Annotated in this window: 15 protein-coding genes and 5 pseudogenes; 11 read left to right on the top strand and 9 right to left on the bottom strand. The window is 60.6% G+C overall.

Annotated features, from left to right (window positions below):
* A pseudogene (locus AB6804_RS29850) lies at positions 1-335 on the bottom strand (transposase); the annotation flags it as partial.
* A gap of 391 nt (positions 336-726) precedes the next feature.
* Here AB6804_RS29850 and AB6804_RS29845 point away from each other — a divergent pair.
* The 3 genes and pseudogenes from AB6804_RS29845 to AB6804_RS29835 all read left to right on the top strand — a co-directional run bounded on the left by AB6804_RS29845 (position 727) and on the right by AB6804_RS29835 (position 4,565).
* Positions 727-929 (top strand): annotated as a pseudogene (locus tag AB6804_RS29845) (cold-shock protein).
* 192 nt (positions 930-1,121) lie between these two features.
* A pseudogene (locus tag AB6804_RS29840) lies at positions 1,122-2,144 on the top strand (IS3 family transposase); the annotation flags it as partial.
* A gap of 516 nt (positions 2,145-2,660) precedes the next feature.
* The gene (locus AB6804_RS29835) at positions 2,661-4,565 is read left to right on the top strand and encodes an ATP-binding protein (RefSeq protein WP_370889518.1); all 1,905 of its coding nucleotides are present in this window, start codon (positions 2,661-2,663) and stop codon (positions 4,563-4,565) included.
* A gap of 35 nt (positions 4,566-4,600) precedes the next feature.
* Here the strand turns inward: AB6804_RS29835 and AB6804_RS29830 are convergent, their stop codons facing one another.
* From AB6804_RS29830 to AB6804_RS29820, 3 genes are all read right to left on the bottom strand, one after another.
* The gene (locus tag AB6804_RS29830; protein WP_370889517.1) at positions 4,601-4,858 is read right to left on the bottom strand and encodes a hypothetical protein; all 258 of its coding nucleotides are present in this window, start codon (positions 4,856-4,858) and stop codon (positions 4,601-4,603) included.
* 742 nt (positions 4,859-5,600) lie between these two features.
* Positions 5,601-6,020 (bottom strand): GGDEF domain-containing protein, encoded by a 420-nt coding sequence (locus tag AB6804_RS29825; protein WP_370889516.1) that lies wholly within the window; start codon positions 6,018-6,020, stop codon positions 5,601-5,603.
* Positions 6,021-6,130: 110 nt separating this feature from the next.
* On the bottom strand, positions 6,131-6,769 hold the full coding sequence (locus tag AB6804_RS29820) for an MASE4 domain-containing protein (RefSeq protein ID WP_370889515.1): 639 nt from the start codon (positions 6,767-6,769) through the stop codon (positions 6,131-6,133).
* Between the two features lie 185 nt (positions 6,770-6,954).
* On the opposite strand from AB6804_RS29820, the gene AB6804_RS29815 reads away from it, so the two are divergent.
* Genes AB6804_RS29815 through ligD (AB6804_RS29795) form a run of 5 tightly spaced genes read left to right on the top strand, consistent with a single transcriptional unit; the run spans position 6,955 to position 9,716 of the window.
* On the top strand, positions 6,955-7,284 hold the full coding sequence (locus AB6804_RS29815) for a hypothetical protein (RefSeq protein WP_370889514.1): 330 nt from the start codon (positions 6,955-6,957) through the stop codon (positions 7,282-7,284).
* Positions 7,265-7,480, top strand: a complete 216-nt coding sequence (locus AB6804_RS29810; RefSeq protein WP_370889513.1) for a hypothetical protein — start codon at positions 7,265-7,267, stop codon at positions 7,478-7,480. Before AB6804_RS29815 ends, AB6804_RS29810 begins: the two co-directional genes overlap by 20 nt.
* Positions 7,481-7,534: 54 nt before the next feature.
* On the top strand, positions 7,535-7,738 hold the full coding sequence (locus AB6804_RS29805; protein ID WP_370889512.1) for a hypothetical protein: 204 nt from the start codon (positions 7,535-7,537) through the stop codon (positions 7,736-7,738).
* On the top strand, positions 7,735-8,808 hold the full coding sequence (gene ligD, locus AB6804_RS29800; protein WP_370889511.1) for a non-homologous end-joining DNA ligase: 1,074 nt from the start codon (positions 7,735-7,737) through the stop codon (positions 8,806-8,808). The genes AB6804_RS29805 and ligD (AB6804_RS29800) overlap by 4 nt, the downstream gene beginning before the upstream one ends.
* A gap of 2 nt (positions 8,809-8,810) precedes the next feature.
* Positions 8,811-9,716, top strand: a complete 906-nt coding sequence (gene ligD, locus AB6804_RS29795) for a non-homologous end-joining DNA ligase (protein WP_370889510.1) — start codon at positions 8,811-8,813, stop codon at positions 9,714-9,716.
* Here the strand turns inward: ligD (AB6804_RS29795) and AB6804_RS29790 are convergent.
* The 4 genes from AB6804_RS29790 to AB6804_RS29775 form a co-directional block, all read right to left on the bottom strand.
* Positions 9,700-9,933, bottom strand: coding sequence for a hypothetical protein (locus AB6804_RS29790; protein WP_370889509.1), 234 nt, complete (start codon positions 9,931-9,933; stop codon positions 9,700-9,702). The genes ligD (AB6804_RS29795) and AB6804_RS29790 overlap by 17 nt on opposite strands.
* 1,177 nt (positions 9,934-11,110) lie before the next feature.
* Positions 11,111-11,764, bottom strand: coding sequence for a cation:proton antiporter (locus AB6804_RS29785; protein ID WP_370889508.1), 654 nt, complete (start codon positions 11,762-11,764; stop codon positions 11,111-11,113).
* A gap of 14 nt (positions 11,765-11,778) precedes the next feature.
* Positions 11,779-12,600: a tetratricopeptide repeat protein gene (locus AB6804_RS29780; protein WP_370889507.1), complete on the bottom strand. Its 822-nt coding sequence runs from the start codon at positions 12,598-12,600 to the stop codon at positions 11,779-11,781.
* Position 12,601: 1 nt separating this feature from the next.
* A complete protein-coding gene (locus AB6804_RS29775; RefSeq protein WP_370889506.1) occupies positions 12,602-13,522 on the bottom strand; it encodes a Ku protein in 921 nt (306 codons plus the stop codon).
* 375 nt (positions 13,523-13,897) lie between these two features.
* Between AB6804_RS29775 and AB6804_RS29770 the strand changes: the two genes are divergently transcribed.
* The 3 genes and pseudogenes from AB6804_RS29770 to AB6804_RS29760 all read left to right on the top strand — a co-directional run.
* A complete protein-coding gene (locus tag AB6804_RS29770) occupies positions 13,898-14,446 on the top strand; it encodes an SOS response-associated peptidase (RefSeq protein WP_370889505.1) in 549 nt (182 codons plus the stop codon).
* A gap of 327 nt (positions 14,447-14,773) precedes the next feature.
* Positions 14,774-15,946, top strand: a pseudogene (locus tag AB6804_RS29765) (IS3 family transposase).
* Between the two features lie 40 nt (positions 15,947-15,986).
* A pseudogene (locus tag AB6804_RS29760) lies at positions 15,987-16,169 on the top strand (integrase); the annotation flags it as partial.
* Positions 16,170-16,651: 482 nt separating this feature from the next.
* Here the strand turns inward: AB6804_RS29760 and AB6804_RS29755 are convergent.
* A complete protein-coding gene (locus tag AB6804_RS29755) occupies positions 16,652-16,912 on the bottom strand; it encodes a hypothetical protein (protein WP_370889504.1) in 261 nt (86 codons plus the stop codon).
* Positions 16,913-17,066 lie beyond the last annotated feature (154 nt).

Here is a 17,066-nt window from a genome sequence, read left to right as displayed (position 1 = left end):
GCGGTTCTTCGTGAACACGGTGGGCACCCACACCACATCATCCATTGCCAAGCCGACGAACCAGCGAAACAGGAGGTCTGCTCCATCAATTGTCGCTCCGAGCGGACACTGTAGAGGATCTGAATCAGCATTGCCCGCAGCAGCTTCTCCGGCGCTATGCTCGGCCGTCCACCTTTTATGTCGACCTCGTACATCTCGGAGAACAGCCGATCCATCTTGGCGAGCGCTTCGTTCGCCATGACGCGAATCGAGCGCAGCGGATGCGACGCCGGAACGAAGTCGTCGAGCTTGCGAAAGGAAAACAAACTCTCAGTGAACGTGTCGGCGCCGCGCATGATCTCCGGGGGGCAAGTTAGGTCCTTCTATCAACGCTTTAGGCACATCTCGCGATGACCTCTGCGATCAGTATTTCAGCGGCCTGTTAGGCCACTGGCAGCGTGTGACGATGGTAGGTATGCCGCCATGCTGATTATTCGAAATGGCGACGGCATTCAAACCGCCACTGGCGTGCTAGGTAGTTTCGCATGCGCGCTCCGACGCACGGCGGTTTGCCTAAAAGCACGGAATGGACGAAATCGATCGGGGGACGGTCCCGAAGGCGGAATCGCATCCGCGTCGGCACTTGGCTTCTCGATGGTTGCCGGCATAGCGGATTGAATAGTTCGGTCGGAGCATTTCTGGTTACTTCGGCCAAAGCGACGTGGTTTTATTTCTTCAAGGAGCATCATGGAAACCGGTACTGTCAAATGGTCAACGACGCCAAGGGCTTCGGCTTCATCGCGCCGGACAACGGCGGCGATGATCTTTTCGCGCACTTTTCCGAGGATCGTACCGAAGGTTTCAAGACCTTGGCCGAAAACCAGAAAGTCAGCTTCGAAACGAAACGCGGTCTAAACGGTCTGCAGGCGGCTAACATCAAGCCGCTGTAACGCAGAGTCGCGGGAAGATTCGATACGGATCACGGTGCCGGCGCGCTCCATGCGGGCGTTCAGCGGCTATCGTCGTCCGTGGCTCGAGCGGCGTGCGATGCTGCAGTGCCCGCCCTTCGCGAAGTTGCCGGCTCAATCCGCGATTCGATATGCGTTCTCTCCAGTGGAGTAGCCCCTTGATTCTCAGGACACATGGCACCCCTTAAAATAATAGGGAGTCTCGTGACTAGTTTTAAGCCTAGGCAAATCGTGGAAAGCGTTGAAGTTCTGACCGAACCGGAGCGCCGTCGTCGGCGTTCGGTACAAGAAAGAGTGGCCATCGTGCAGGAAACGCTGGAGCCGGGAGCAACGGTTTCAGCGGTTGCCCGGCGACACTGAGTCAACCCAAATCAGGTCTTTGCGTGGCGCAAGCAATATCAGGACGGCAGCCTAACAGCGGTGAAAGCTAGACAAGCCGTGGTGCCTGCCTCGCAGTTAGCCGCAGCGATGAAGGAATCAGGGAACTGCAGCGTCTGCTTGGCAAGAAGACGCAGGAGGCAGAAATCCTGAAGGAAGCAGTCGAATATGGCCGCTCAAAAAACTGGATTGCGCGCTCGCCCTTACTGCCCGGGGACGACCAATGAAAACGGTCTGTGATGTTCTCGGCGTGGCGCGCTTACTCTGGCAGTAAAAAAAACCCGCTTCCCGGAGTGGCAGGATGGGCGCCGCGCCCGGCATACCGACGATTCGGAACTGGCCGCTGCAATTCACGAGCATGCGGCAGTCTTGCCGACGTATGGGTTATCGGAGAGTCTGGGCACTGCTGCGACGTAGTCACGAAATGACTGGTGCGCCGTGCGTGAACGCCAAGCGGGTCTAGCGCGTCATGCGCGATCATCAGTTGCTGCTTCGGCACCTTGGCCAACGTCGCGATACCCGTCGGCATGATGGACGCATAGCCGTTGACCAGAGTGATGTCCGCTGGTCCTCGGACGGCTTCGAGTTCCGTTGTGATGACGGCTCGCCGTTGCGCGTGACCTTTGCGCTGGACTGCCACGACCGGGAAGCCATCAGCTGGGCAGCGACTACTGGTGGCCATAGCGGCGATGTCGTGCGGGATGTGATGCTCGCAGCGGTCGAGCAACGCTTCGGCACGACCCGGACAGATGCGCGCATCGAATGGCTCTCGGACAACGGCTCGCTTACATCGACCATCGCACGCGCAGCTTTGCTCGCGCTGGAAAACGCTCCGGGGTCACCCCGGAGCGTTTTTTACCGAGGGACAGAATCTTACAACTCCTTTTACGGACTGGGAGTTATTGTATTCACAGTGCCGCCGCAAAAAGAGCTTTCGTACTATGGAGACGACGTGTACTGGCGCAACGGCGACTCGACGGAGTCGCAACAGCCGCCGAGCAAGTAGCCGGGCTCGCGCAGCGCTAGGTCGTCCCAATCGAGGTTAGCGTAACCGCCTAAAGGACAGGGAGCCGAGGCTCCCGGTTTTGTCAGTTTGTTGATTCGATATCGGATGAGGCGCTGCCCACTACTCAAGAGGCTGGGCGCTGGGATTGAGGGTCCGTGTGCTCTGCAGGGGCTACGACAAGGCCGATCAGGGTGATCGACCTGCTTCGACATGTGACCGCTGTGAAGACTGAGCAGACCATCGCGGAGATCAGACATAATAGTCGCACTACATACTTCCGAGGAATGGATAATGCGGCGGAACAAAAACCAAACACTTGAGACCGCGCCGTGATCGTTCGAATCGCACAATATCCGCTGCAAAAAAGACTCTTATACGGCATTGCGGCTACAGCCGTCATTCTGATCGCTCAGCAGGTTCTTACGGTAATGGCCCATGGCCGGCTGACATTCCTGCTGATAAGCGCGTCGCTGCCGTTGGTCACAGTCCTGTTTGGCGCGTGGTCCGGCGTGTTGCTTCTTTCGAGCGGCATTGCATACGGTGCTCTATGGATGTACCCGGTTGGCACATTCGCGGTTCCGGAACGAAGCGACCAGACGGTGCTCATGGCGTACGCGGTCGTCGGCATATTACTGGTGGCGGCTGGAGAACAATTCGCGAAGGTGGCGAGACGGGCAGGACGGGCGGAAGCGGCTACGCAGGATGCCGCAGTTCGTCTTCTGCAAGTCGAGCGCGACGCGCGGCACCGGTTTGACGTGGCATTGAACAGTGCCGGCGTGCCGTTTTTCATCGTGACCCCGGTGGTGCGCGAAGGTCGAATCGCAGAGCTTCGATGGGACTACTTGAACGAGGCGGCCGCCCAGTTATTCAACAAGGCCGCAGGCGTTGTTATCGGCAGTTCGACGTTTTATGTTCGTCCGGCGGGGTGGGATGCAGACCTATTGCTCGAGCGACTTGCACCCCTCGCTGAAGGACAGGGGCGCGACGCCTTCGACGTGCGCGTTCAAGGGGCCAACGGCGAGCAGTGGTTTCAAGTCGTCGCCGCGTCGCTCGAGGGTTCTGTCGTCGCGTGGTTCGGCGACGTGACTGCCCGGGTGCGAGCAGAACAGGCACTCGCAGAAGCTGACCGCCGCAAGGACGAGTTTCTAGCGACGCTCGCCCATGAACTGCGCAATCCACTTGCCCCGATCCGGCAGGTCGCGGAGATACTCGAACAGCCTGGGCTGACCGAAGATCGCAGAAAGTGGTGCATTACGTTGCTGCGCCGGCAGTCGGCAGCCATGGCACTGTTACTGGATGATCTACTGGACGTCTCGCGCATTACGCGCGGGGCGCTGACGCTGCGCAAGGAAGCGGTGGCGCTCAAGGAGGTGATTGACGATGCGATTGAAACCGCGAGGCCGATGCTTGACGCCAAGGGCCACGAATTCGTCGTCAAGCTGCCCGCCCGCCCAATCCATGTGGAGGCTGACCGCCTGCGGCTGGCGCAGGTGCTGGCTAACTTGCTGACGAATGCTGCGAAGTACACACCACCGGGCGGACGAGTCGAGTTGGCTGTGGCGGCCGATGATGGCGAGATCTTTATTTCGGTCGCGGATAACGGCATCGGGATTGAGGCTGAGAAGTTGTCGGCGATCTTCTCGATGTTCTCGCAGGTGAACCCCGACCATCACCGGCAGGGCGGCCTTGGTATCGGACTCGCGCTATCGAAATCGCTGATTGAGCTGCACGGCGGCCGATTGACGGCGTCAAGCCGCGGGAAAGACAAAGGTAGTTGCTTTGCCGTCCATCTCCCGGCGAACACACGCGTGATGCCACCGCCGGTCCCGCCGCATGCCGTGCCCGCTGTTGCTACGTCGGTCGACGCGCATCGCATCCTCGTCGTAGACGACAATGTCGATGCGGCTGACGCAATGACCGCGCTCTTGCAATTAGAGGGGCATGAGGTACGGACTGTTTATTCGGGCGAGGAAGCCGTCGATATCCTCACTCACTACAGTCCGCAGGTAATCTTGCTCGACCTTGGTTTGCCGGGCATGAGCGGACTTGAAGTGGCTCGCCAGATCAGGGCAACGCCCGCCACGAAAGACGTCACGCTCATCGCCATTACCGGGTGGGGCCAGCCTCAAGACCGGGCGCGCACAGCCGGCGCCGGATTCGACTTCCACTTCACCAAGCCGGTTGACGTGAGGCAACTCAGCCAAGCTATCGAAGGTGCGGTCGCAGCGCCCTAGCCGACGCCCGCGCACTTCGTTCGCGTGTCCCGGAACTAAAATCTCGGGACGTTTTTATCCCCTAAATCGTAATCGTCGAGATTCGGCGCAGGCAGCGTCTCCCCGGGCTTCATGCCAAGCAGTTGCATGGCGCGCAAAATAGCCGCGGTCTCGTAAGACAAATTTAGTGTCACCGGTTTGCTGTCGTCTAGCAGGACGATTGCGCCGGAATAAACGCTCAGGGCGTGCAGGGCCAAGTTCAGCGCCCTTGCGATTTCCCCATCGCGCGTCTTCTCATTAAAGATCGGGCTCATCGCTTTCTCCGTTGCGCGAAAGACTGCACTTCCAAGCAGGTGTTATTCCGCATGCCACGATACTCCGAAAGCAACTCAGCCCATGTGCCCTGTTTGGATGACGGCATGACGTCCGCGAAAGCCTGTTCCGGACCACGCCAGCCGACGCCCCGCGGGCGCCGCATCGCGGGTTAGGCGCACAGGCTCCGCGTGGCTATGGCGACGAATGGCAACTCAAACTAAAAAAGCCCGCCCCGAGGGATCAGGAGGAGATAACCACATCCGCTTGAGGCGGATATGGCTGAAAGAGCATCTACGTCCGCAATCGTCATACAAACATATGAAACAGCGCGTGGTCGCGAATAAATTACTTACTTGAGCAAAGATAAGTAGTTATTACTTTTTTGTTTTGTTACTATAGGGGAAACAAAGACTTAGACACCCTGAGAGATGGCGGCATGGACGCTCAATTTGACGTGCGTTATAACGGCTGGACGCTCTCTCCCGTCGTGGTTAATGAGGGCGATTCCTACACTGCGATGGTGATCGTAGCGTCGCCCGACGGAGAAAGCCGAGCAAGTGGCGCGCTCGGGCAATTCCCCTGCGCACTATCGGCGCGGCAGTACGCCCTTGCGTACGGGATGGCGGAAATCGACCATCGGGAACCGCCGATGTCAGACTGGCCGATGCGGATTCCAGTGCCTCGTGTCGGGCACCGCTCTAGGACCTAGTGACCGAAACGATGCTTGGCCGTGCCAGTCTTTTACATCGTCTCGTCGTCGGCAATCTCTGCGGCATCGACCACCCGGTTGCGGCCGCGCGCCTTCGCTCGGTACAAGGCAACGTCTGCGAGGCCTAACGGCGCGGGCGCCGACCCAGGCGGAGTCGGGAATGTGCAGGCAAGACCGACTGAGACGGTGACCGGCGCGGCGCTTGCCAATGCCGACTGGATGCCGAGTTTCTCGACTGCCGAGCTGAGGGACTCCCCCACGCGCAATCCTGCAGCCGCTTCGCAGGCGGGCAACACCACAACGAACTCTTCGCCGCCGTAGCGCGCAACGAAGTCGCTTTGCCGGCGCACAGTCGTCGAAAGCGCACGAGCCACCTGCCTCAGGCAGTCGTCGCCGGCGAGATGTCCGAACGTGTCGTTGTACTGCTTGAAGTGATCCACGTCGATCAGCAAGACGCCAAAACGGCTGGCCGCTTGCGCTGGCAAACGAAAAGTCATGGGTGGATCGGTCGTCGAAGTAGGCGCGGTTGAACACGCCCGTGAGGCCGTCGCGTTCCGACGTCTCAATGAGTTTGCGGTGCGTGTCGGACAGTCGTCGATAGAAACCGGTCCGTCTCGTAGATCAGCATGCCGAGCACGGCGCTCGACGACACCATTGAGGCCACGCTCGCCGCGTACCAGCCCATGCTGTAACGTGCGCCCGCCGAGAGGGTCAGCGTTACATCGATGAGCGCACCGACGAGCGCGACAGCGAGCCACAAGTCCATCAACGAGCGCAGACGAGTCGTCGATACGTGGAGCCCGAGCGTTGCGAGGCAGAGTGCTTCGACAATAATCCCTGCCGGGCTATTCGATAGCTGAGCATACGAACCGGATCCCGCGACAAACGGCGGGAGGTAGGTCTGCCCGGCCGTGGCGAGCGCACCTAGTCCGAGCGCCAGGGCGACGGCGCCAACGGCGGCCAGCCTGCCTTTGGTACGTTCAGTCACACTCGAGGGAACGGCGCGTGTGAGCAGCGAAGCGGTCACCAGAGCGGGAAAGCCACCGTGCGAGAAGACCCAAATCCATACCGCTGTCTGCGGCCCTGCGCCGAGCAGGCCGGTAGGCGAAAACACGCCCGGAAAGACGACAGCAGCAGGGCGGTCAGCCCTTCGGTCAACGTAACCCGCGAGGACCGGCGCAGCAATCGCGAGCACGGTCACCGTCTGGCCGTACGCCAAAGATGAGGGTTGTCTGCATTGATAGAAGAGGCGTGGATGCGGCCGGTGCCGTCGTAGCCCTTGCCAAGTGGAAACTCCCGTTCTTACGGCGGCAGCGAGACGTTCTTGAGCAGTGCACGGACGTCGTGCGCTGCTTTGGCGCGAAGATTGCTCTTTCTTAGCAGACAATGGGACTGATCTTTAATGCCATGAAAGTAACGATTGTCGCGCATGAGAATGCTCCGCCCGGCGCGGCGGGAGAGCTCCATCGGTTTCCCTTTGAGACGGCCGACGGCACGGGTTTGTCGAGAAGCCATTGGATTTCACTGCGCACTGCCAAGGTCATTCTAGACAACAAGCCCCCAGACGATGCGCTCACCAAGATGCTGCGCGCGATTGTGAGCGCGGGTGAGAGCGATTACGACGACCTGATTGGGAACACCTACACGGATGACAACGACGCTCCCGTACAGCAAGCAGGAAGAAGACGACGCCACCATGAAGGCCGAGCACCGTGAGTGGACGATCGACTCTCGGCCCAAGCGAAGTGGAAATCATTGGCATTCGTGGTGCGAGGTGGAGCGGCCGCCTTGGGAGGATGAGGACGAAGGGCAGATTTTCCGCTTCTCGGACCTCGATTACTTCGACACCGAGCGCGCGGAGCACGAGCGCGCGATCAACTGGGCCAAAGCCTGGCTCGACGAGAATTTCTGACGGCGTGCCTTGCGCGCGCGTTGGTTCAGTTGTCTCTCCATCAGGACTCCGCTCATGACAATCAGCGATAAGCCGGTAGACGAGGTTGTCGTTTGTCCCGATACGCACGCTGGCTGGCGCATTGAGGTTCCCGATTCGACGCGCCCGGACGGGGTGTTCGTAACAGTCATCGCCCATAAGGAAGATGCGCTGGGGCTCGCTGCGGACTTGTATCCGACAGCAAAGATTCAAGTTCGCGACGATCCGGCCGGTGCATGAAGCGGCGTTCCGCCCGCACCGGTGGCGCAAGTGGCGGTGAACCGCTGCCGGAGTCGATTGCTCCGCAACTGGCGACGCTCGCGCGCCGGCCGCCCACGAGCGGTGACTGGATCTACGAAATCAAGTTCGATGGCTATCGCCTGATGTGCCGAATCGACCAAGGCAAAGCGAAGCTCATCACGCGCGGGGGCCACGACTGGACGGAGAAGATGCGCACGCTCGCGACCGCTATCGACGAGATGCCGGTCAACAACGCTTGGCTTGACGGCGAGGTAGTCGTGCTCACCGACAGCCGCGTGCCCGACTTCAACGCGCTGCAGAATGCTTTTGACCGCCGCAGCACGGCCGAACTGACCTTTTTCGCGTTCGATATGCCGTTTCTCAACGGACGTGATCTGCGGGAGGTGCCGCTCTCGCAGCGCAGGGAGCTACTCGGCGAGTTGGTCGCCCAGACGTCCAGCGAGCGTATCCGCTTCAGTGAGTCCTTCACCGAAGACCCGGAATCGCTGCTCGCGTCCGCCTGCCGGATTCGGCTCGAGGGCGTCGTTGGCAAACGCGCCGATGCGCGGTACCGCCCCGGTCGCTCGACCGACTGGATCAAACTCAAGTGCTTACAACGCCAAGAGTTTGTCTTCGGAGGGTACACGAGACTGGCGGGCGGGAGGAGCTGCATGCGATCGCTGATGCTCGGCGTGCACGAGCGCGACGGCAGCTTGCGCTTCGCCGGAACCGTAAAAGCGGAACTGAAGCCGCGCCCGCTGGCTGAGCTGGAAAAGAAGGCAACGAAACTTCTTCGCGGCGATCCCGCTTTCTACAACCCGCCCCCGCGCGAGAAGGATCGCGACTTCGTCTGGCTGGAGCCCGAATTCGTCGTCGAAGCGTCGTTTCTCGAATGGACGCCGTCGGGCGAGGTTCGTGATCCCGTCTTCCAAGGTATGCGCGAAGACAAACCCGCGACAGCCGTGACGGAAGAGACGGTCGTCGACGTCGATGAGCCCGAGAGCCTGCCCCAAGCAAAGGGACCACGCGGGTCACCGGGCCGGGCGGAACGCTCGTCGTCGCCGGCGTAAAGGTGTCCAACGCCGAGCGGATCATTGACGAAGTGACGCGCATGAAGAAGATCGATCTCGTTCGCTACTACGATGAGATCGCGGAGTTCGCCTTACCGTACCTGAAGGATCGGCCGGTATCGCTGGTGCGTGCACCGGAGGGTATCCACGGCGAGTTGTTCTTCCAGAAGCACGAGGAGCGCTCGGAAATCCCCGGCATTACGCGGCTGCCCGTGGAGATGCATCCTGGCCACCCGCCGCTGCTGGTGGTCGACAATCACGAAACGCTCATCGGCCTCGCGCAAACGAACGTCGTCGAGCTGCATAGCTGGAACGCCGTGCAGCCCGACCTAGACCATCTCGATCGCTTGATCCTGGACCTTGACCCAGACCCCGAACTGTCTTGGCAGATGATGGTTGATGCGGCGACGCTCTCAAAGGTGTTGCTTGACGAGATCGGCCTCAAGAGCTTTGTCAAGACGAGCGGCGGCAAAGGCTTTCACATCGTTGTGCCGCTTACACGGCGCCAGCAGTGGAACGAGGTGAAAGACTTCTCCCAAGCGGTCGCGCGGCACATGGCGCGATTGATGCCCGAGCGCTTCTCGGCAGTCCTCGGACCCAAGAACCGGGTGAAGAAAATCTTCATCGACTACCTGCGCAACAGCAAAGGGGCGAGCACTGTCGCCGTGTTCTCCGCGCGCGCGCGCTCAGGCATGGGGGTGTCGATGCCCATTGCGTGGGACGAGCTAGATGACATCGGCCGCGCGGACCAGTGGACGATCAAGACGGCCGCACAGCGCATGCATGCGCTCCAAAACCGATCCTTGGAAGGGATATCACCGCACGCGGCAAGGCATTACCGCGGCGATGCGAAGGGCAGTCGGCCTGCGCTGAAAGCCCACTGGCCGAGGCCTAGCTTTGCTTCTTAGCCTTGTGATGCCGCTTGATGAGAAGCGTGGAGTGCTTGCCGGTCGGCCCGCCGGGCGTGCCGGTCTCGCCATTCCCGTTGGGTGTGGCGATGCCGACGCCTCCTCGCCCCGCCCCGTTGCCGCCGGGAATGCCGCCGGCGTTCCCTTGGGCGGGGGCACCCGTCGAAAGGCCCCACGCAAGGGCCGTCGTCATAATGCACTTCGCTGCTGTATTCATCCTGTTCCTCAGTTTGTCGTCTGCGTGGGAGCCGAAAGAGTCACTCCGTCACGCCGGTGTGCCGCTTTCGCAAGCGTCGGTCCCCTTGTGCCGCCTGCGTATTCGCGCAGTATTAGAGACGACCAACGTGACACGCTTGCGACGGCGGCATGACGTATGCGGAAGCGTCCGAGTCGCGCGAGCCGGGGGGCTCTCAAGATATCAATATGCGGAGGCAACGATGAAAAGCATGACCGCAACGGTTTTGGCTTCGGCGCTCGCGATGGCGCTGTCGGTGGGCGCGTACGCGCAGGGTGGCGGGGCCGGTGGTGGTGGGGGTGCAGGTGGCGGCGGTGCAGGCGGCGGGATGGCGGCAGGAGCCGGTGGCGGGACCGGGATAGGCGCTGGCGCGGGCGGTGGAGGAGCCGGCAATCCGGGCGGTGCGGCGGGCGGCAACGCAGGCGCGGCCGGGGGCACGACACAGGGCGCCGGCACCGGCGCAATGACGAATGGTTCGTCGAACCGGTCAAACGGTAGCGCAATGCACAAGGGTACCGGGTCTCACGGCGCGGGCACCGGCGCGACAGGCTCGACACAAAACAGCCAATAGGTGAAGGCGTGCTCTGCTTCCGACAATGCAGCGGCTACTGGCTTTGATGCGCTAAAGCGCCCGGCTAGGCTTGACGACCAGTCGGTCGCGGAGCGTGATTCTTTCGGGCGGAAAGAGCGCTACTGCTGCCTCTGTTCGACGCTTGGAACCTTGCTGGAGCCGTACACTTCTTTCTGTGGCGATGGAACGCAAACCACGAGTCGCAAAACGGCAGCACCGAGATTCCGGCACAACCTCACGCCTATCCGGACAAGCAGTTGCCACGAGCGCGCCTCAGGTTTTATCGCTCCGCTTCGAGAGAGCAGTCGTTATGGGGAAGCAGTTGTCGTCCAGCGGTATGCCGCATTAGTCGTTGCAGTCGGGAAGTTGTCGTTGAAGCGTAGCAGTTCAGAAGTGTTGCAAGCAAAGTTCCTTGATACAGCTCCAACGTGTCAAGTGAGCCCCGCCCGGATGACCGGCCGGGGCTCTTGTTTTACTGCTGAGGTCCGCTCTGCTTTGCGATGTCGGCTCGCTCGAAATGGTGAAGCGCGCGGAACGCTCCCCTCGAATGAACTTGCTAATTGCCGCCTTCGGATAGCGATGGAGGCCCTAGTCATGGGCGAGTCCGCGGATGTTTCTCAGCAACGCAGCCTTCTCCCGCGGCGACGCGGGCTTCAGCTCTGTCAACGTCGCTCGGATAAGTAATCTCGTCGGCAACCGGATCGAATCCGGCGCAGCTAGTGCGATGTACACCATTGGTGAGGCGGCGCCGTCGTTGAAACCGCCTTCTGACGACAATGCGAATCTCAACGGCTCATCATCCCCGGCTTCTTCGACACGCAATTCGTTGGCCAGCACGGGATCGGTCGGTGCGAGCGTCGATGCCAGTAGGAGTCCGGGTCCGACCGCGAGGCCAAGACCCCAATGCGCCGCACCGAACATGATGGCGATAGTGAACAGCATGGCCGGGCCAGCAAGCCGTAGCGTTAGCCGCCAAAGTGGATTCGACAGATCGATGCGCAAGTACATCCCGATTGCGAACAACGATATGACGAGGCCCGCTTCGGTGAGCGTGCGCAAGAGCGCGACGTCCCGTTCAATATCAATTGTCAGCAAGCCTGCGCAGGCGGGCCCCAGCAAGAATCCGACGATCAGATAGACCATCGCACCGGTCATCGGCAATCGCTCGACTAGGTTGCGCCCAATTGCCATAACGAGCATGAGCGCGCCGACGATCAGAAACCGCACCGCTTCGATAGTCAACGTAGTCCCTCGGTCTAAGGCTGCTGCAACCTGCGGAATTGATTTAAGTGGCGGATGGCGCTCTTCTGTTCGCCCAGTTCCTCGTAAATCCGCGCGGCGTTGAAATGAGCATCCGCGAAGTCGGGGGCGTGTTCGATGCAAAGCTCGTAGGACCGCAGTGCTTCGTGGGAGCGGCGCGAATCTTCCAGCGCCACGCCAATGTTGAAAAGCAGCACCGGGTCCTTCGGCCGGAAGCGCAGCGCGTGTCGATACACCGCTATGGCGTCGTCGAAGCGCTCGCTGTCCACGAGGATGCCGCCAAGGTTTAACGATGCGTTGGTGTAGTCCGGCGCGCGCTGGAGCGCCTTCCGATAGGCCGCCTCGGCAGCGTCGAGATCATCGTCCCCGAGCGACAGCGCTTGCTGGAAAAGTCGGAGAGCTTCTTCGCGAGCGCGCTCCGCCCGCGGCGCCTTTATCGAGGCGACGTTTCTCGGTGCCTGCTGTGGCTCAAAGTCGAGCAGCATTTGCCCGGTCTCCGCATCCCATTGGCGGCTCGCTTCGTCACGCACCGCGACGCGGTTACCGACGACCGCGATGCGCACACCAGTGAGCGATCCTTCGCGGCCCCAACTGTTCCGGAGATGGTCGAGCGCGCGAACGATCTTCATCGGCGAGACACCCGCCATACGCAACGCGTGCGCCGTCCTGAGCATGACGATGTCCTGAAAGGTGAAACGCCACTGCCGGCGCTCGCCGCTCGGTGAGACGAAGCGCGCTTCAATCAGCTTTTCTACGACGCTCCGGGATACGCCCAGCATGCGCTGAACGTCACGAAGGCTGTAGCCGTCGTCTGGCATGTCACCTCTGTGTACCGGTTTTGCGTGCTGGGGCGGTTTGGTCTTCCGTGGCCGCGCGGCGCACGGCCCGGCGTTTCGGTGCCGGAGCTTCTTCGGCGGCTTCTTCCGCCGGCGCGGCCGCCCGGGCGGTTTTGCGAGCAGCGCGAGGCGTGGCGGGTTGTTCCGCGGTTGGCTTTTTCTTGAGACTGGCGCGCAGGGCTTCTACGAGGTCGATGACTTGCGCGGCGGGCTGTTCGGCGGCGGGCGCGGCGGTGATCTTCTTGCCCGCGATCTTCTTGTCGATCTCCGCGAGGATGCGCTCTTTCTCTTCGTCCTTGTACGCGGCCGCGTCGTAGCTGTCGACGCGGTACTGCTCGATCAACTGCTCCGCGAGTTGCAGCTCCGTCGGCTGAGTGTCCGTCTCTTCGATGCCGATATCGGCTTGGGAACGGACTTCGTCGGCGTAAAGCAACGTTTGGAGGATCAAGCCATCGTTGCCGGCGCGCACCTGCACCATGTGCTGCTTGCCCTTCGACGTCCAACGGGCGACCGCGCACGTGCCGCTGTCTTTCATGGCTTCCTGCAGCAGCCGGTACGGTTTGCCGCCGCGCTTGTCGGGCGCAAGGTAGTACGGCTTGTCGAGGTAGATGGGGTCGATCGCCTCGTTGGGCACGAAGGAGACGATGTGGATCGTGTGGCTCGCGCTCGCTTCCAGCGCCTCCAGTTCCGACTTCTCGAAGATCACGTACTTCTCTTTCTCGAACTCGTAACCCTTGACCATATCAGCGCGCTCGACGACCTTTCCGTCGTGTGGGCAGACGTATTGCTGCTTGAGCCGGGTGCCGCACTCTTTGTGCATCAGGTTGAAACCGACGCCTGACTTGCTCTCGGTGGCCGTGTAGACCTTCACCGGAACGGAGACAAGGCCGAAACTCAGCGTCATCGAAGCAATCGAACGCGCAGCCGTAGGGAACCTCTCGCGTAGGTTATCTGGCCGGCCACAGTCGATGCCGCTCTTGGCGGCGCAACACGGTTACGCGGCAAGGCCAACGGTCGTTTTGCGCAAAACGATTGCCACACTCCCACCCGAGTCGCAACACGGAGAAGGCGGGGACCCCTCAGCCTCCGTGTATATTTTCAGCAACGGAGGGCAAAAACAGTGTGCACGAGCTACGAGTCTAATCCGAAAGGCGCGTTTGACGTCTTCAGTCTGTCCCGGTGCCGAACTTCGACTACAAGCCGGAAATCTACAAGGACTATGCCGCGCCGATCTTCCGCCGCGTCGATGGTGAGTATTTGACTGACGCTGCGACGTTGAATGGTCCCGCGCAAGTTCATCCCGCAAGGCGTGAAAGCGTTCGATACGATGAACGCGCGGTCGGAGTCGGTCGGGCAGAAGACCAGTTACCGCACTGCCTGGAACAAGCTGCAACTCGCTCTGATCCCGTGCCGCCGGTTCTACGAGCCGGACTACGAGACCGGCAAGGCAGTGGGCTGGCGCATCGGCATGGCCGATGGCGGTCCGCTCGCGATCGCCGGCCTGTGGCGGGCGTGGAAAGATTCCGCCGACGGCTCAACGAGCCTGTCGATGACCATGTTGACGGTCAACGCCGACGACCACCCGCTAATGAAACGGTTTCATAGGCCCGGCGCGGAAAAGCGGTCGGTGGTGATTATCCCGCCGACCGAGTATGAGGACTGGCTATCTTGCAAAAGCACGGACGAAGCGCGTTCGTTCCTGCAGCTTTATCCGGTCGGGGCGATGCACGCAGAGCCGTTGCCACTGCCGCCGCGGAGCGCCAAGCCGAAGGCAACGCGCAACGTTGACCTTGCTCAAGCGTCCCTGCTTGCGGATGACGGCGGCTGATCAAGGGCAGAAGATACTGGTATGGACAACAGGACAAAGGCGATGCCTACTTATCGAGCGGCATATGTTCCGCCGGAAGTCGGTTCTAACGGCGTCGGTGTGCTGCTGAAGACGCAAGAGCATTCGACTTTGACTGACGATGAACTGATAGCGGTCGCCCGTCAGGTGGCGGCTGCCAATGACGTAGAATCAGCGCACGTCTCGACGCGCCAGTATGCTCGCATCGTGCTTCGTTGGGTCGCGTCCATAAGGCTCGATGAGCTTCCCCCGAAACTTCGCCTTCCAACCGGTCGTGTATAAACTCGACGGAAAGGAAGGGAATCAGGGATGTTTAAAGTACCGAAATAAGCGTACACGGCGGAGTTCAAGGTGGCCGCCGTCCAGCGGGTCAAGGAAGGCCAAGGCTTCGGCGTGGTGGCCCGGGAACTGGGCATGTCGGAGCAGACGCTTCGCAATTGGGTGAAGGCCGAGGCGTCGGGTAAGCTGAGTGGCGCCGGAGCGAAGCCAGTGACGCCGGAACAGATGGAACTGTCGCGTCTGCGAGCGGAGAACAAGCGCTTGCAAATGGAGCTTGAGATCGCAAAAAAAGCGGCGGCGCGAAGGACCTGCTGTGAGGTATGCCTGGATCGACCAGCAGGTCGGGCGATATCCGCTGTCGTCGCTGTGCTGGGTGCTGTCGGTTAGTGTGAACGGTTATCGCGCGTGGAAGCGCGGCGGCAAGCCGGGACGAACGCGACTGACGGACACGCAATTGCTGACGCTGATTCGGCCGGTGCACGCTGAAGTCAAGGCTGCCTACGGTTCGCCACGTATGACCGGAGAAATCCGTGATCACGGCTTTCCGGTCAGAAAGGAACGGGTGGAGCGGCTGATGCGTGAGAACGGCATTCGGGCCCGACACAAGCGCCACTACCGGGTAACAACCGACTCGAAGCACAACCTGCCGGTCGCGCCGAATCTGTTGAATCGCGAGTTCACGCCTACGGAGCCGAACCAGGTGTTCAGTTCGGACATCACGTACATCTGGACCGACGAGGGCTGGCTGTACCTGGCCGTGGTGCTCGACCTGTTTAACCGGGAAGTGGTGGGCTGGTCGATCAAGCCGCGTATGACGGCCGATCTTGTGACGGACGCACTGGCGATGGCCTGGTTTCGGCGCCGCCCTCGCCGGGCGCGCTGTGTCATTCGGATAGAGGCAGTCAGTACGCGAGTCATGAATTCCAGCGCCAGCTGGCCGCTTACGGCATGCGCTGCTCGATGAGTCGCAAAGGAAATTGTTGGGACGCTGCGCCGACGGAAAGCTTCTTCAACAGCTTGAAAAACGAACGGGTTCACGCCACGCGCTACCGGACGCATCAGCACGCTAAGGCCGATCTGTTCGAATACATCGAAGTGTTTTACAACCGCAGTCGTCGTCATTCGTCGCTCGGCCTGGTTTCTCCGGAGCAGTTCCTCCGGGACTGGATCAAAGCTCAGCAGACCAACGATGCCGCTGCATAACTCGGGACTGATGGAAGGCGAAAACCCGAGGGAAGCTCACGACGACGCCGCCTACGGTACGCACACGATGCGCCGCACGAAGGTATCTTTGATCTATCGACGCACGAAGAACCTGCGGGCGGTTCAGTTGCTCTTAGGTCATACGAAGCTCGAGAGCACATTGCGATACCTCGGTATCGAGGTAGATGACGCGCTCGAGATGGCCGAACAAACCGAAGTCTGATAGCTGTTGGCCGGTGGGCGGGCGCTTGCCGGCCATCAACGGACTTTGGCCCATTCCAACGCACGGACATTCAGACGGCCGGTGCCCCTCGACAATCAGTGGTCCAACCGCCATGTGCGTCGGCTGTTTCGTGCGCGGCACATCTCCAGTCTTGTCGTCGGCTCAAGCACAAATAAAAGCCCGCTGACAGGAGCGGGCAAAGTTCTTCACGCGCAGCCCGTGAGAGCAGCACCGAGAGCAAACCCTCGCGTCGCCTAAAACGTCATTCTCGGCTGTCGCGCGTTCTAAGCGCGACAGCACCACCTCTCCGGCTGCCGTCAAATTGTAAGAGAAGCAGAAAGAAGCCCCGCCCTCGATGTTGCTTGCCGACTTCGCACGAGCAGCCCGCGTTCGTGAAGCTTCACCAAACAGGTCATCCGCAAGCTGCCGCCCTATTAAAAGCCAATCGAGTCTGTCCGAAGCGACAGCTTGCAACATCTGCGTTATAGGCCATCGCGCTCCGACTGTTGAGAAATCACCGCCAGGCGGTCGAGGATTTTCTTCGCCCGTCCGGCTATATCGGCCTCTGCATTTCCGTTGCAAACGCCAAGCACCCGGGACTCCCAGTAGATGGGTCGACTGAGCAAACAATTGACTGAAAACGCCTTTTGCGACGTCTCTAAAATCGTCAGAACCGTCTCGATGTGAGAAAGCTCTTTTCTTCTGAGTGCATTGACGTTCATATTGGTTTGATAACCAGCCAAGCGTTACCTCGTAACGCTTCAATTGGCCGTTTGTTCTCTCAGGCCCCGCGATCACGTTTGCGCCCACGAATGTAATGTGCCTCTTTTGAATTCTCAGTGGGTGGTTTGGCGGGTCAAGGGCGAGCGTAAGGTCCGCGCAGCGAACCCTTGAGGC

It is taken from the genome of Caballeronia sp. RCC_10 (genome assembly GCF_041360715.1).
In the GTDB taxonomy this organism is placed as follows: Bacteria; Pseudomonadota; Gammaproteobacteria; order Burkholderiales; family Burkholderiaceae; genus Caballeronia; species Caballeronia grimmiae.
This window is presented reverse-complemented; position numbering and strand designations above follow the sequence as displayed.

Bases quoted from the DNA above. Each gene is read 5' to 3' on its own strand.
- AB6804_RS29830 (WP_370889517.1), bottom strand. From the start codon at position 4,858: ATGAGCCCGATCTTTAATGAGAAGACGCGCGATGGGGAAATCGCAAGG.
- AB6804_RS29815 (WP_370889514.1), top strand. From the start codon at position 6,955: ATGGGACTGATCTTTAATGCCATGAAAGTAACGATTGTCGCGCATGAG.
- AB6804_RS29810 (WP_370889513.1), top strand. From the start codon at position 7,265: ATGAAGGCCGAGCACCGTGAGTGGACGATCGACTCTCGGCCCAAGCGA.
- AB6804_RS29805 (WP_370889512.1), top strand. From the start codon at position 7,535: ATGACAATCAGCGATAAGCCGGTAGACGAGGTTGTCGTTTGTCCCGAT.
- ligD (WP_370889511.1), top strand. From the start codon at position 7,735: ATGAAGCGGCGTTCCGCCCGCACCGGTGGCGCAAGTGGCGGTGAACCG.
- AB6804_RS29790 (WP_370889509.1), bottom strand. From the start codon at position 9,933: ATGAATACAGCAGCGAAGTGCATTATGACGACGGCCCTTGCGTGGGGC.
- AB6804_RS29780 (WP_370889507.1), bottom strand. From the start codon at position 12,600: ATGCCAGACGACGGCTACAGCCTTCGTGACGTTCAGCGCATGCTGGGC.
- AB6804_RS29775 (WP_370889506.1), bottom strand. From the start codon at position 13,522: ATGACGCTGAGTTTCGGCCTTGTCTCCGTTCCGGTGAAGGTCTACACG.
- AB6804_RS29770 (WP_370889505.1), top strand. From the start codon at position 13,898: ATGGTCCCGCGCAAGTTCATCCCGCAAGGCGTGAAAGCGTTCGATACG.